Origin of the sequence: Mesorhizobium sp. M0571 (assembly GCF_040320985.1) — a bacterium.
Taxonomy (GTDB): Bacteria; Pseudomonadota; Alphaproteobacteria; order Rhizobiales; family Rhizobiaceae; genus Mesorhizobium.
Genome location: NZ_JAMYQT010000001.1, coordinates 461,579 through 473,995, shown reverse-complemented (window position 1 = coordinate 473,995; position 12,417 = coordinate 461,579). Strand labels below are relative to the sequence as shown.

At 63.5% G+C, this 12,417-nt stretch carries 15 protein-coding genes and 1 pseudogene; 5 read left to right on the top strand and 11 right to left on the bottom strand.

Annotated features, from left to right (window positions below):
• Positions 1-102 (top strand): annotated as a pseudogene (locus NKI85_RS02380) (IS481 family transposase); the annotation flags it as partial.
• 6 nt (positions 103-108) lie between these two features.
• Here the strand turns inward: NKI85_RS02380 and NKI85_RS02375 are convergent.
• From NKI85_RS02375 to NKI85_RS02365, 3 genes are read right to left on the bottom strand one after another with little or no spacing between them, the layout of a single operon-like run.
• Positions 109-780 (bottom strand): lysoplasmalogenase family protein, encoded by a 672-nt coding sequence (locus tag NKI85_RS02375; RefSeq protein ID WP_352531932.1) that lies wholly within the window; start codon positions 778-780, stop codon positions 109-111.
• Entirely contained in the window at positions 777-1,667 is an 891-nt protein-coding gene (gene yddG, locus NKI85_RS02370) for an aromatic amino acid exporter YddG (protein ID WP_352531930.1), read from the bottom strand. The genes NKI85_RS02375 and yddG overlap by 4 nt, the downstream gene beginning before the upstream one ends.
• Positions 1,668-1,710: 43 nt before the next feature.
• Positions 1,711-2,508 carry a DUF3108 domain-containing protein gene (locus tag NKI85_RS02365; RefSeq protein ID WP_352531928.1) on the bottom strand — a complete coding sequence of 266 codons (798 nt, stop codon included), beginning with the start codon at positions 2,506-2,508 and terminating at the stop codon, positions 1,711-1,713.
• A 713-nt stretch (positions 2,509-3,221) separates the two neighbouring features.
• On the opposite strand from NKI85_RS02365, the gene rpmB reads away from it, so the two are divergent.
• The 3 genes from rpmB (at position 3,222) to NKI85_RS02350 (ending at position 4,960) form a co-directional block, all read left to right on the top strand.
• A complete protein-coding gene (rpmB, locus tag NKI85_RS02360; protein ID WP_352531926.1) occupies positions 3,222-3,518 on the top strand; it encodes a 50S ribosomal protein L28 in 297 nt (98 codons plus the stop codon).
• A gap of 83 nt (positions 3,519-3,601) precedes the next feature.
• Positions 3,602-4,282, top strand: coding sequence for a queuosine precursor transporter (locus tag NKI85_RS02355; RefSeq protein ID WP_352531924.1), 681 nt, complete (start codon positions 3,602-3,604; stop codon positions 4,280-4,282).
• Between the two features lie 3 nt (positions 4,283-4,285).
• Complete coding sequence (locus tag NKI85_RS02350) at positions 4,286-4,960, top strand: polyamine aminopropyltransferase (RefSeq protein ID WP_352775562.1); 675 nt, start codon at positions 4,286-4,288, stop codon at positions 4,958-4,960.
• A gap of 58 nt (positions 4,961-5,018) precedes the next feature.
• Here the strand turns inward: NKI85_RS02350 and NKI85_RS02345 are convergent, their stop codons facing one another.
• The 7 genes from NKI85_RS02345 to NKI85_RS02315 all read right to left on the bottom strand — a co-directional run bounded on the left by NKI85_RS02345 (position 5,019) and on the right by NKI85_RS02315 (position 11,163).
• Positions 5,019-5,504, bottom strand: coding sequence for an SRPBCC family protein (locus NKI85_RS02345; protein WP_352531920.1), 486 nt, complete (start codon positions 5,502-5,504; stop codon positions 5,019-5,021).
• Complete coding sequence (locus NKI85_RS02340) at positions 5,501-5,869, bottom strand: ArsR/SmtB family transcription factor (protein WP_352531918.1); 369 nt, start codon at positions 5,867-5,869, stop codon at positions 5,501-5,503. The genes NKI85_RS02345 and NKI85_RS02340 overlap by 4 nt, the downstream gene beginning before the upstream one ends.
• Positions 5,870-6,047: 178 nt before the next feature.
• The gene (locus NKI85_RS02335) at positions 6,048-7,073 is read right to left on the bottom strand and encodes an esterase-like activity of phytase family protein (RefSeq protein ID WP_352531916.1); all 1,026 of its coding nucleotides are present in this window, start codon (positions 7,071-7,073) and stop codon (positions 6,048-6,050) included.
• Positions 7,070-8,968, bottom strand: a complete 1,899-nt coding sequence (gene cobT, locus NKI85_RS02330) for a cobaltochelatase subunit CobT (RefSeq protein ID WP_352531914.1) — start codon at positions 8,966-8,968, stop codon at positions 7,070-7,072. The genes NKI85_RS02335 and cobT overlap by 4 nt, the downstream gene beginning before the upstream one ends.
• Entirely contained in the window at positions 8,968-9,420 is a 453-nt protein-coding gene (locus NKI85_RS02325; RefSeq protein WP_352531912.1) for a hypothetical protein, read from the bottom strand. Before NKI85_RS02325 ends, cobT begins: the two co-directional genes overlap by 1 nt.
• A gap of 3 nt (positions 9,421-9,423) precedes the next feature.
• Positions 9,424-10,410, bottom strand: a complete 987-nt coding sequence (cobS, locus tag NKI85_RS02320) for a cobaltochelatase subunit CobS (RefSeq protein WP_352531910.1) — start codon at positions 10,408-10,410, stop codon at positions 9,424-9,426.
• A 123-nt stretch (positions 10,411-10,533) separates the two neighbouring features.
• Positions 10,534-11,163, bottom strand: coding sequence for a J domain-containing protein (locus NKI85_RS02315; protein WP_036238769.1), 630 nt, complete (start codon positions 11,161-11,163; stop codon positions 10,534-10,536).
• A 133-nt stretch (positions 11,164-11,296) separates the two neighbouring features.
• Between NKI85_RS02315 and NKI85_RS02310 the strand changes: the two genes are divergently transcribed.
• Positions 11,297-11,599, top strand: coding sequence for a BolA family protein (locus tag NKI85_RS02310; protein ID WP_352531908.1), 303 nt, complete (start codon positions 11,297-11,299; stop codon positions 11,597-11,599).
• Position 11,600: 1 nt separating this feature from the next.
• Here NKI85_RS02310 and NKI85_RS02305 read toward each other — a convergent pair whose 3' ends face one another.
• On the bottom strand, positions 11,601-12,410 hold the full coding sequence (locus NKI85_RS02305; protein WP_352531906.1) for an alpha/beta hydrolase: 810 nt from the start codon (positions 12,408-12,410) through the stop codon (positions 11,601-11,603).
• Between the last annotated feature and the right edge of the window lie 7 nt (positions 12,411-12,417).

The window sequence follows — 12,417 nt, the reverse complement described above, 5'->3', positions numbered from 1 at the left end:
AAGGGTCTCACACCCTATGAGTTCATCTGCAAAATTTGGGCAAAAGAGCCCGAACGGTTCCGACTCGATCCCACCCATCAAACGCCGGGACTAAACACCTAGGCACACCTAACCCAAAAGAAAACCCAGCGTGATCGCCAGCTGGCCGGCATAATACAGCGCCCAGACTGCGTGGCGCATCCAGACGCGGTACGGCGAGATGGCGGGCAGCAGGAACTTTTCCGAAGCAAGCAACCCGTCGGACAGCATGAGCAGGACGACGCCGCCGACGGCCCAGGCACTGTTCAGGGTGAGCGCGGCAATGCCCATGGCGAGGATTGCCGCGGCATGCACACTGATCGGCAAACGCAAAGCGGGGCCAACGCGGCGCCAGAGCGCGAAAAGCATGGCCAGCGCGAATACGGTCAGCGCCAGCACGATCACTGCTCGCCACGGTTCGGCCAAAAGCTGCCCGAGGCCGCCGCCGGAGCGCAGGAACAGCGCGACGTAAAGCACATGCGCGGCAAGAAAACTGGCCGTGCCGCCAAGAAAAGCCTTCTCGCCGTCGCGCGACAGGAAAGCGTCGCCAATGGCACTGAAGGCCAGCGCGGCGACGAGCAGCCATGGCCCGCCCTGCTGCACGACCAGCACCGCCAGCATCGCCGCCGCCAATGTCCTTGCTGCCGACCGCGAAAGGCGCGGCGGCATGCCGAGGCTGAACGCGTAGATCACCGCTGCCGCCAGCGAAAACACCAGCGTCGCATTGGCATTGGCGTCGATGCCGCCGGGAAACGGCATCATGCGTTTGCCTCGCTCGCAGCCGGCTTGCGCAGGAACAGCGATTTCGCCGCCAGTGCCGCGCCGCCGGTGATCAGCACGCAGGCGGCGAGGATGCGCCATGACGGCTCGGCGAAGCCGGCGGCGATCAGCACCAGCGTCGACAGCAGCGGCGCGGCGTAGCTCGCCGCCCCCAGCACCTGGATGTTGCCGCGCTTGACGCCGATGTCCCAGGCATAGAACGCCGCCCCCACCGGCATCAGACCGAGGCCGAGCACGGCCAGCCACTGGCCGGCGCCGTCGGGCAGTACCGTCCGCTCCAGCAAGAGATGGCAGACGAGCGAAAGTGCCGCGGTGGCGGCACAGAACCAGGTGACGATGCTGGTCGGCACCGACGGGAAGCGCCGCGACAACAGCGAATAGGACGACCACAGCACCGCACAGACGCCCGCCATCGCATAGCCGAAGGCATAACGCGCATCGAAGGCAAGTCCGCCGCCGCCCTTGGTGACGATCAGGAACGTGCCGGCAAGACCGAGCAGCGCGCCGACGACATGGTTCCAGGCCAGCCGCTCGCCCGGCATCAGCGCCGACCCCAGCACGATCAGCAGCGGCCACAGATAGGCGATCAGGCTGGCCTCGACGGCCGGCGCATTGCGCAGCGCCGTGAAGTAGAAGAAATGGTAGCCGAACAGGCCGGCAATGCCGATCACCCAGACTTGGCGCGGTATCTTGCCGGCGCTGTCGGCCGCCGGCGTGAACAGCCGGGCGACCAGTCCGACGCAGGTGCCGACCGTGAAGGTGAGTGCCGAAAGCAGGAACGGCGGCACCGCGCCCGAAGCATCCGTAAGCAGCGCCAGCAGCGCCCACATGGCGACCGCGGAGAAGCCGATCAGTGTTGCGCGCGCCATACCCGTCGCCCCCGTGCCCATCTGCGGCGGCGCACGATCACGCCTATTCGTTTGCTTCGAACCGCTCCGCGCTGATCGTCAACGGGCCGATTTGCGTGCTGACCGTGGCGCGGATCGGCGCATATACGCCGCTTTGGCCGACCGGTGCAAACGTCACCATGATGCGGCTGTGGTTCTTCAGGTATTTCAGCGCCTTGCGGTTTTTGCGGTAGCCGGCCACCGGCTCGAAGCCCATCCTGCAGGTAACCGTGTCGCCCTTGTAGCCGGCCACCGAGATCGACCCTTTCGCCTCGTAGGTCAGTTTCAGATCGGCACGCATTTCGCCGTCATAGAGCTTCACCGTGCGCCCGCAGACCTGGTCGAGGTTGTCGGCATGGATGACGGTCGCGGCCATCGGATCGAGGACCGATACGAGATCGCTGCCGACCAGCGGTATCCAATTGTTGGGATTGCGCTTTTTCGGCTCAGGCACGACCTTGGTCGAGGTCACGACGCCGTTGGCAAACTGGATGTCGATCATCGATGTCTTCTTGCCGGACGTGTAGTCGGCGCGAAACGCCTGCGGCTGCATTTGCTTGCCCGAAATCTTGCCCTTCGACGAAATCGTGCCCCGCGTATCGTCGAACAATGTGGCGAGCCCGGCGCTGGAGACGCTGCCCTCGATCGAATAGGTGTCGCCTTCGTAATGGCTGGAGAATTTCGCTTTGGCCACGGAAAGGCCGAGGAACGACACCGAATACTCGCCCGTGAAGGATTGCGGCTCAGCGGCCGAAACCGTCGTCGACAGCGCGACGGCGAACAGCGCGATCAGGGCATGGAAAACGTGTAAAGAACGAGGCATGGGCGGGTCCTTGGTTCTCGACCGGAGATGGGCAGCTCTGGTCTGGCATGTCCCTGTGTGACCGCTTATAGGCTGAATTCCGGCCTTAATGTGAAGGGGCGCTGTCGTCTTGAGCGACGAGGCTGGTCGACGGCCAAAATAAAAAACCCGCCTCGGCGGCGGGTCATCGGCGCGAATTAGCACGATGGACAAATTAGTAGCATAGCTGCCGGCACAAAGCAAGAACAAAATGTGGCGTCCTCGACGAGGCTGCCGGTCCCCCTTGCGAGGGAGACCCCCGGCCGGGGCAGAGGGGAGGGTTGCGGCCTTCATTCGAAGCTTGGGTTCCTCGCCCCACGAAAGTGGGGAGAGGTGACTCGGCGAAGCCGAGACGGAGAGGGGAACTGCGCCCTACGAAAGACCCCTCTCCGGCCGCTTCGCGGCCACCTCTCCCCCGCTTCGCGGTAGGCGAGGAAGCCAAGTCTTGACAGGTCGAGGAAAACACCCCTCGTTGCCACCACTTGGCCATCTCCCCCCGCAAGGGGATCGGCAGCTCCGCTGGTCGCGCCTTCTCCGAAAGTGCGATTCCCCTGTCGCGACCAGCCCGCGCTTGACGCATCGGCGAAATGCAACTATGGAACGCCAACTTTTTCCATAAGGCGGCCTGACCGAAACCGCGCCCCACCGGCGCGCGTCGAATGTTTGGCCAGGACCGAGAACCGAAGGTTAGAACCATGTCCCGCACCTGCGAACTCACTGCCAAGGCAGTCATGTCCGGCAACAATGTGAGCCACGCCAACAACAAGACCAAGCGTCGCTTCCTGCCCAATCTCGTCAATGTGACGCTGATCTCGGAAGTGCTGAACCAGAATGTGCGCCTGCGCATTTCGGCCAATGCGCTGCGTTCGGTCGAGCATCGCGGCGGCCTCGATGCCTTCCTGGCCAAGGCCGATGCCAAGGAATTATCGCAGCGCGCCCGTCTGTTGAAGAAGCAGATCGCCAAGAAGCTCGCCGACCAGCCGGCCGCCTGAGTTTTTCGGCGGGCAGCCGCCTTCTAGGGCGTGATCCGGACTCCGGATCGCGTTCCGCTGGTTCCATTACCCAGGATAAAAAAATGACTTTCTTCTCGCGATACCTGCCCTTCGTGGCCGCCATGGCGCTCGTCGTCGTGGCGTCGAACATCCTCGTGCAGTTCCCGATGCAGGGTGCAATCGGCGGGCTGTCGCTGGCCGACATCCTAACCTGGGGCGCCTTTACCTATCCGTTCTCGTTCCTGGTCACCGATCTCGCCAATCGCCGCTATGGGCCGGCGGTGGCGCGCAGGATCGTCTTTGTCGGCTTCATGACAGCGGTGGTCTGCTCGATCCTCATCCCGCCCTTCCTGTTTCGCCACGGCCTGATCGAATTCGAGACCGCCGCCGACCGACTGGTGCGCATTGCCGCGGCGTCGGGTGCGGCCTTCCTCACCGCGCAATTGCTCGACGTCACCGTGTTCAACCGGCTGCGCCGGCAGAGCTGGTGGCGCGCGCCGATCGTCGGCACGCTGGTCGGCTCCGTCTTCGATACGGTGGTGTTTTTCACCGTCGCCTTTGCGGCGGCTTTCGCCTTCGCCGGGCCGAACGACGCCTTTGCGCTGGAAACCGCACCACTGATGGGCGTGCTGCCGGTCGAGACGATGCGCTGGGTCTCCTGGGCGCTCGGCGATCTCAGCGTCAAGCTGATCATCGCGGTGGTGGCGCTGATCCCCTACCGACTGCTTGCCACCCGCTGGAGCCAGCCGGCAGTGGCGGCATAGTCTTTGATCCCCTGGCTTCAACTGGACTCGGCAAAAACGCCTGACGGCGGACAAGAGCTTCGCCTGAAGCGGCGCGGCGGCGAATTCTCGATCATGCTTGGCGCGAACGAGCTGATGAACAGCCGGCTCAGCGGTTCCGAAGAAGCTCTGGCCAAGCTGTCCTGTCAAAGGATTGCCGGCCGTCGGCAGCCAAGCATCCTGATCGGCGGCCTCGGCATGGGCTTTACCTTGCGCGCGGCGCTGACCGAGCTTGGCGGCGATGCGCAGGTCACTGTTGCCGAATTGGTGCCGGCAGTCGTGACCTGGGCGCGCGGCCCGATGGCCGAGGTTTTCGACGGTTGCCTTGACGACCGGCGCGTCAGCATTCGCGAGACCGATGTCGGGCAGCTCATTCGATCGCAAGCATCGGCTTGGGACGCGATCCTGCTCGATGTCGACAACGGCCCGGAAGGCTTCGTCTACAAGGCCAACGATGCGCTCTACGGCGCAGCCGGCCTGAACAGCGCGAGAGCAGCTCTCAGGCCCGGCGGTGTGCTGGCGTTCTGGTCGCAGGGCCCTGATGCAGGTTTCACCCGGCGGCTCAAGCAGGCGGGCTTCACGGTGGAGGAGGTCAAGGCGCGGGCTAACGGCAAGCGTGGCGCCCGGCACGTCATCTGGATCGCGAGCAAAGGGCAATAGGCCACCTCGCAATCGAGCGGGTCCGTGTTGGACGCCGCCCGGGTCTGCCGACGAACCTCTACTTCGTTTTCTGAAGCTCGGCGGCGAGTGCCTGCAGCAGCCCGCGCGTGCCCTCCTCGCGTCCTTGCGCCGAATCGACGCCATCGAAGAAGGCACCCTGTTCGGTATAGGTCAGGCGGGTGCCGTCGCCGGAAGGTGCAAGCTCGACCGTGGTGAGCGACGCCGACAGCGGCTGCGGCCCAACCGCCATCCGGTAGGAAAATACGATGCGTCGGTCAGGAACGATGTCCTGGAACTGCGCATCGAGCCTGATTTCCGGGCCGCCCTGATAGCTGAACCGCGAAACCTCGCCGCCGCCGACACGGAAATCGAAGGTGAATTCGGCGATCGTGAAGCCGTCGCCTTCGACGCGCCAACGCCGCACTGTCGGCTTGTCGGCAAAGGCGAAGAAGACGCGTTCGGGCGATTGAGGGTAGGTCCGCTCGATCGTGAAGGTCGAATGGATGACGGAGTGCTGGTCGTTCACGGGGGCAATCTGGCTCATTTCTTTTCGTCCTTTTCCTGGTCGTGGATCGTTGCGTTCGATTGGTCCGTCTCCGCCAGAATCTGGCCGAGACGGTCGAGGTGGCGTTCGGCCGGCGTGCGGCGTGCGGCGATCCAGTCGGCGAGCGGGGCGAGCCCGCCGGGCTCGATCCGGCAGGTGCGCACGCGTCCGACCTTCTCGCTGCGGATCAGCCCGCACGCTTCCAGCGCCTGGAGGTGCTGGAGCACGGCGGCGAAGGTCATGCCGAACGGCTCCGCCAACTGGCTGACGGTGGCCGGCCCGCGACTCAGTCTTTCCAGGATTGCCCGTCGCGTCGGCTCGGCAAGAGCCCGCAGGATGCTATCGATCTCGGAATGCTTAAGCATGGACTTGAGTATTCCGCCAATGGTGCCAATTGTCAAGTCGCTACTAAAGTGTTTTTACAGGTGGCGAAGCTGGCTGAAAAACCCGCGACGCGGGTCATTGCCAAGGGAAATTGCATGAGCTGCGAAACGGCGCTGAGACGCCAGCATCGCCGTCAGCCAGCCAACGGCCGATCACGCGTCAATCCTCGTGCAGCACAAATTCCAGATAGAGGTTGCGCTGCAGGATCGAGTGATTGTCGTCGGACATCAGCGACACGATCAGCGCGCCGTCGTCGCGGGTCCAGACGTCGAGCGCTTCCATGTTGTCGATCTGGTAGCCCATGTCGGCTTCAAGCAGCACCGGCCCGCCGGCGACGGCGCCCTTCTCGACGCTTTCGCCATAGATGCGCCGCAGCCGCATCTTGACGCCGCCGGCCATTGAAAAACTGCGCTCCAAAAGCACCAGGTCGCCATCGGGCAGGAAGGCGCCGTCGGTGATGTCGAAATCACCATTGCGCTCGACGGTGAAGACGCCCTTGTGCGGCCCTTCGATGATCGCCGCATAGATGTTGCCGGCCTTGTCGAGGCTCTTTTCCGACACCACGACCAGTCCGCCCTCGTGCTGCCCGTTGGGATTGGCGCGAGTGACGGTCTCGAAGCCGCGATTGCGACGAAGTTCCCAGGCCGGGATCAGGAAGTCCAATTGCCTGAACGGCGCCTTCATGTCGTCCGGGTCGATCTTGAACTGGGCGATACGGTGATCGCGCTCGAAACCGACCGTGGCAATGCCGTCCTTGACCGCAAGGCCTTCGGCATCGACCGCCCATTTCTGGTCGATCAGCTGGCCAGCCGCATCGACCATCTGCTGCATGCGGAAAGTCTGGATGCCGGAAGGACGTTTGTCGGCATCGTGGACGAGGGTGCCGAAGAACCAGAAGCCGGTGTCGGAGACGCCGATGAAATCACTGCCGGGCTTGAGGAACCGAAGCGCCGACAGCGCGCCGAAATCGCGTGTCGCCGAGGTCATTTCGAGCCCGCCGACGAATTCCAGCGGCCCGAACTGTTTGTCCGGCCGGCCGATATGGAATTCACTGATCGGCCGGGCCGAGATTTCGGCCGGCTCGACCGAGGCCGGGCCGGCGGCGATAGCCGGCGCCAAAGTGATGCCGAACAACGCGACGGCGGCCAAAAGCGTCTGCCAAAAGCCGCCGCGCGAAAAAATCATCCGGCGCGCCGCATGCCGCCGCGCCGCGTGTCGCGCACGGTTTCCTCGGCGAACAGCGAGGCCAACTGCTCCGTCATGGCGCCGGCCAATTCTTCGGCATCGACGATGGTGACGGCGCGGCGATAGTAGCGGGTGACGTCGTGGCCGATGCCGATGGCCAAAAGCTCGACCGGCGAGCGCGTCTCGATGAGCTCGATGATGGCACGCAAATGCCGCTCGAGATAATTGCCCGGATTGACCGACAGCGTCGAATCGTCGACCGGCGCGCCGTCCGAGATCATCATCAGGATCTTGCGCTGCTCCGGCCGCGCGATCAGGCGGTTGTGCGCCCACAGCAGCGCCTCGCCGTCGATGTTTTCCTTGAGCAGGCCCTCGCGCATCATCAGGCCGAGATTGCGGCGCGCCCGCCGCCACGGATGGTCGGCGGATTTGTAGATGATGTGGCGCAGATCGTTGAGCCGGCCGGGGTTCGGCGGCTTGCCTTCCTTCAGCCATTTCTCGCGCGCCTGCCCGCCCTTCCAGGCGCGGGTGGTGAAGCCGAGGATTTCGACCGAGACGCCGCAGCGTTCCAGCGTGCGCGCCAGGATGTCGGCGCAGGTGGCGGCGACCGTGATCGGCCGGCCGCGCATCGAGCCCGAATTGTCGAGCACCAGCGACACCACCGTGTCGCGGAATTTGGTGTCGCGCTCCTGCTTGAAGGACAGCGGCTGCATCGGGTCGATGACGACGCGCACCAGCCGCGCCGGATCGAGATAGCCCTCTTCGAGGTCGAAATCCCAGGAACGGTTCTGCTGCGCCATCAGGCGGCGCTGCAGCCGGTTGGCCAGCCGCCCGACGACGCCGGAAAGGTTGGCTAGCTGCTTGTCGAGGAAGGCGCGCAGCCGGTCCAGCTCCTCCTCCTCGCACAATTCCTCGGCGCCAACGGTCTCGTCGAAGGCCGTGGTGAAGACCTTGTAGTCAATCTCCTTCGGCAGATTGGTGAAGGGGTTGTCGTTGCGGCGCGCCTCGCCGGGCGTCTCGGCATCGGCATCGTCATCATCGGACAAATCGTCGGCGGTGGCGTCGGATGCCTCCGTCTCGGCCGATTGCTCATCATCGGACGATGCCTCGGTATCCTCGGACTGCGACTGCTCGGAGCCGGAATCGTCCTCGCCGCCCTCCTCGCTCTGCTCCTCGCCTTGCGGCTGGTTTTCGTCGTTGTCCTCCGAGTCTTCCGTCTCCTGGTCGTCGCCGAGTTCCTCGGCCATTTCCATGGAGGCGAGCATCTCGCGCACGACGCGGGCGAAAGCCTGCTGGTCTTCGAGCTTTGCCGACAGCCCGTCAAGATCGGCACTGGCCTTTTCCTCGACCCAGGGGCGCCAGAGATCGACCAGCCGCTCGCCGCTCTTCGGGACAGTGCGGCCGGTCAGCTTTTCGCGCACCATCAGCGCCAGCGCTTCCTCGATCGGCGCGTCGGCCTTGTCCTTGACGTCGACGAGGTTGGCCCTGGCGTATTTGTCCTCGAGCATCGAGCCGATATTGTCGGCAACGCCCTGCATGGCGCGACTGCCGATCGCCTCGACGCGCGCCTGCTCGACTGCGTCATAGATGGCGCGGGCCTGCTTGCCTTCCGGCGCCAGCCTGGTGTGGATGCGCGCATCGTGGCAGGCGCGCTTCAGCGCCATTGAATCGCCGAGCCCGCGGGTGATGGCGATATCGGCTTTCGATGCCTTCTTCGGCAGTTCGGGCAGCCGGGCGCGGCTGCCGGCCAGCGCCGGCCGATCCTTGGCGAAACCGACCTCGAGTTCCTTGTCGCCGGCAATTGCACGCATGCAGACGGTGACGGCGCGCTTGAAGCTGTCGGCTTCAGACCCCGTCTTCGACTTGTTGCGCGTGTTATCGCCCGGACCCGCCATCAGTTCTTCTGACCTGCCAGTTCATCAAGCGTGATGCGCTTCACCTGCTTTGCTGCGACTTCAGCATCTGGCACCGGCGTCAGTCCAACAATCCCACGTTCCTCGAGTGACACCCGGTAGAATCCATCGGCATAGAACGTGCCGAGGGATTTGCTAAATCCGTCGGGAAAGCCGAGCACCCTCTGGGATTTGCCTTCCCTTGAAACGATACCAAAGACCCCATGGATCGACATCGCCGCAAAACTGGCAGTTTCGCTGTCATGCTCACGGCAGGAAATCTTCAGCCCGATGATTTGATTCATCGACCTTTCTGCGAAACGCCATAGCGCGTCAAAATTCGCCGCCGTGACCTCGCCGACGATCTGCTGAAGTGTAGCTTCGTCGGCTATCGCCACACCTTTTGCCAACACCAAAGGCGCCGCAAGGACGAGGAACGCGCGCCGATCGAGCACGCCTTACCCCAGCACAACGTTGGCCGCGCTCTCCGGCAGATCTTCGCCGAAGGCGCGCTGGTAGAATTCGGCGACCACCGAGCGTTCCAGCTCGTCGCATTTGTTGAGGAAGGTCAGCCGGAACGCCATGCCGATATTGCCGAAGATCTCGGCATTCTCGGCCCAGGTGATGACCGTACGCGGGCTCATGACGGTCGACAGGTCGCCGTTGATGAAGGCCGAGCGCGTCATGTCGGCGACGCGGACCATCTTGTTGACGATCTCCTTGCCCTTGCCGTCGCGATAATGCTTGGCCTTGGCCAGCACGATATTCACCTCATTGTCGTGCGGCAGATAGTTCAGCGTGGTGACGATCGACCAGCGGTCCATCTGCGCCTGGTTGATCTGCTGGGTGCCGTGATAGAGGCCGGTGGTGTCGCCGAGGCCGACCGTATTGGCGGTCGAAAACAGCCGGAACGCCGGGTGCGGGCGGATGACCCGGCTCTGGTCGAGCAGCGTCAGCCGGCCCGATGATTCCAGCACGCGCTGGATGACGAACATCACGTCCGGGCGGCCGGCATCGTACTCGTCGAAGCACAGCGCGACATTGTGCTGATAGGCCCAGGGCAGGATGCCGTCGCGGAATTCGGTGATCTGCAGCCCGTCCTTGACGACGATGGCGTCCTTGCCGACGAGGTCGATACGGCTGACATGGCTGTCGAGATTGACGCGCACGCAAGGCCAGTTGAGGCGCGCGGCGACCTGCTCGATATGCGTCGACTTGCCGGTGCCGTGATAGCCCGACACCATGACCCGGCGGTTGTAGGCAAAGCCGGCGAGGATCGCCATGGTCGTGTTCTTGTCGAACAGATAGTCCGGATCGATGTCGGGCACATGCTCGCTGGTCACCGAATAGGCCGGCACCACCATCTTGGATTCAAAGCCGAATGTCTCCTTCACCGACACCGTGGTGTCGGGCAAGTTGGCGATGTCGCGATCGACCTTGTTCATCTCTATCAACGTCTCCACAAGCGAAACGCCGCGTTTCGCCGGCAATCGATTTTGTTCGGGGGCGGTCTTAAAGCCTTTTCCAACCTTATGAAAGTTGGAAAACGACACGAACCGTAAGGTCGCTCAGCACAAACCTGCCTGCTTGAGCACGCGATAGGCCTGGAGCACATCGCGGAACCGGTCTTCCGAACCTCTGTCGCCGCCATTCGCATCCGGATGGTGGCGTTTCACAAGTTCCTTATAGCGCGCCTTGATATCCTTGCCAGTCGCCTTTGTATCAAGGCCAAGCGTTTCCAGTGCCTTGGCCTCAAGCGGCTTGGCCTTGCGCTCGCGTGCTTCGCGCGGATCCTTCGGGCCTTTGAACAGGTCGAACGGATCGCGCATGCGGTTGTAGTAGCCGGCGCGGCCGGAGCGCGCCTGGGCAAAGTCCGGCGAGGAGCGTGTCGAAGCACCGTTGACACCCATTTTCCAGGTCGGCCGGTGGCCGGTCATGGCCTCCTTCTGGAAGCGGGCGATCTCGGTGTCGGGAACGCCCGAGAAATAATTGAAGCCCTTGTTGTACTCGCGCACGTGATCGAAGCAGAACTGGAAGTACTCGCCTTCCTTCATGCGCCCGACCGGAGCGCGGTGGGTGCCGGCTTCCTTGCAGCCATCCCACTGGCAGATCGGCGAGCGCGACTTCAGTTCCGCGTCCTTCTCCGGGCGGATGCGAATCTTTTCGAAATATTTTGGGTACGGCTTCATCTCACCCATTTATGGGCTGTTCGCTGATGCGAAACAAGAATTGACATTTTCGCGATGATCGCCCTAACCGCTGAATCGCGGCATAAAACCGGCGAATGGCGAATTTTGTGCGATGACATAGATGTGGTGAAGGGAAGCGGCGATGTCCATACAGGCGACGATGGAAGATAAGCTGAAAAAGGCGTTTTCGCCGGAACGGCTGGCTGTCATCAATGAAAGCCATCTCCATGCCGGTCATCATCATCTGGATTCCGGCCATCACGCCACCTTCGACGGCACCGGCGAGACGCATTTCCGCGTCCGCATCGTCGCCCCCGCCTTTGCCGGCATGAGCCGCGTCGAGCGCCATCGCGCCGTCAACGATCTGCTGGCCGAGGAATTGAAGTCCGGCGTCCACGCCCTGGCGATCGAGCCGGCAGCGCCCGGCGAAAAGACCCGCTGGTAGATCAGCCGAGCGTCGCCTGCAGGAAAGCCATCACCGCGACGGTCAATGCATCGCCCTCGGTGCCGAAGTCGCGATTGATCGACATGTGCGAATAGGCGCTGCCGTCGAACAGCGTGACCTTGGTTCCGGTAGCCTTCAGACGCTCGGCGAAAGCCTGCGCGTCCGCCGCGCGGCCTTTCGCCCGCGAATAGGCGATGAAGGTCGGCGGATGCTTGCGGCCCTCGACATAGGTGATCGGCGACAGCGCGCGCCACTGCGCCGGATCGGGAAAGGCGCGGGCATAGACCCCTGCCATGTCGCCGCTCCTGGCCAACGCCTCCAGGTCGTAGGCCCTGGTATCATCGAGGACCAGCGCCGCGACGCCGGGCAGGCCGCCGCGCAGGCCGGTCAACGCGACGAGATGGCAGCCGGCCGAATGGCCCATCGCGACAATCCGGTTCGGATCGCCGCCATGCTTGGCAATGTTGGCGCGCACGTAACGATACGCCAGTTCGACATCCGCCGCCTGGGTGGCGACATCGGCCTTGGGCAGCATCCGGTAGTCGATCGAGACGAAGCAGAAGCCGTTGTCGAGCAGGAAACCCGGCTTCGAATTGACGTTGTTGCGGTTGCCGATGCGCCAGGCGCCGCCATGAACGAAAAAGACGACCGGCAGGCCGTTTGCGCCATCGCGGGAATAGATGTCGAGCTTGGCCGGCCCATAGTCGAGGGTCTCGCGCGACGGCGAACGCAGCCGCAATGCTGCCGCAGCCTGCCCCGGCAGCAGCGCCGCCATTGACGCCAAAAGCAGGGTTCGCCGATCGATTGTCATCAACTGC

What these genes read in the sequence shown, in the direction of transcription:
- NKI85_RS02375 (WP_352531932.1), bottom strand. Translation starts at nt 780, where the DNA reads ATGATGCCGTTTCCCGGCGGCATCGACGCCAATGCCAATGCGACGCTG.
- yddG (WP_352531930.1), bottom strand. Translation starts at nt 1,667, where the DNA reads ATGGCGCGCGCAACACTGATCGGCTTCTCCGCGGTCGCCATGTGGGCG.
- NKI85_RS02365 (WP_352531928.1), bottom strand. Translation starts at nt 2,508, where the DNA reads ATGCCTCGTTCTTTACACGTTTTCCATGCCCTGATCGCGCTGTTCGCC.
- rpmB (WP_352531926.1), top strand. Translation starts at nt 3,222, where the DNA reads ATGTCCCGCACCTGCGAACTCACTGCCAAGGCAGTCATGTCCGGCAAC.
- NKI85_RS02355 (WP_352531924.1), top strand. Translation starts at nt 3,602, where the DNA reads ATGACTTTCTTCTCGCGATACCTGCCCTTCGTGGCCGCCATGGCGCTC.
- NKI85_RS02345 (WP_352531920.1), bottom strand. Translation starts at nt 5,504, where the DNA reads ATGAGCCAGATTGCCCCCGTGAACGACCAGCACTCCGTCATCCATTCG.
- NKI85_RS02340 (WP_352531918.1), bottom strand. Translation starts at nt 5,869, where the DNA reads ATGCTTAAGCATTCCGAGATCGATAGCATCCTGCGGGCTCTTGCCGAG.
- NKI85_RS02335 (WP_352531916.1), bottom strand. Translation starts at nt 7,073, where the DNA reads ATGATTTTTTCGCGCGGCGGCTTTTGGCAGACGCTTTTGGCCGCCGTC.
- cobT (WP_352531914.1), bottom strand. Translation starts at nt 8,968, where the DNA reads ATGGCGGGTCCGGGCGATAACACGCGCAACAAGTCGAAGACGGGGTCT.
- cobS (WP_352531910.1), bottom strand. Translation starts at nt 10,410, where the DNA reads ATGAACAAGGTCGATCGCGACATCGCCAACTTGCCCGACACCACGGTG.
- NKI85_RS02315 (WP_036238769.1), bottom strand. Translation starts at nt 11,163, where the DNA reads ATGGGTGAGATGAAGCCGTACCCAAAATATTTCGAAAAGATTCGCATC.
- NKI85_RS02310 (WP_352531908.1), top strand. Translation starts at nt 11,297, where the DNA reads ATGTCCATACAGGCGACGATGGAAGATAAGCTGAAAAAGGCGTTTTCG.
- NKI85_RS02305 (WP_352531906.1), bottom strand. Translation starts at nt 12,410, where the DNA reads ATGACAATCGATCGGCGAACCCTGCTTTTGGCGTCAATGGCGGCGCTG.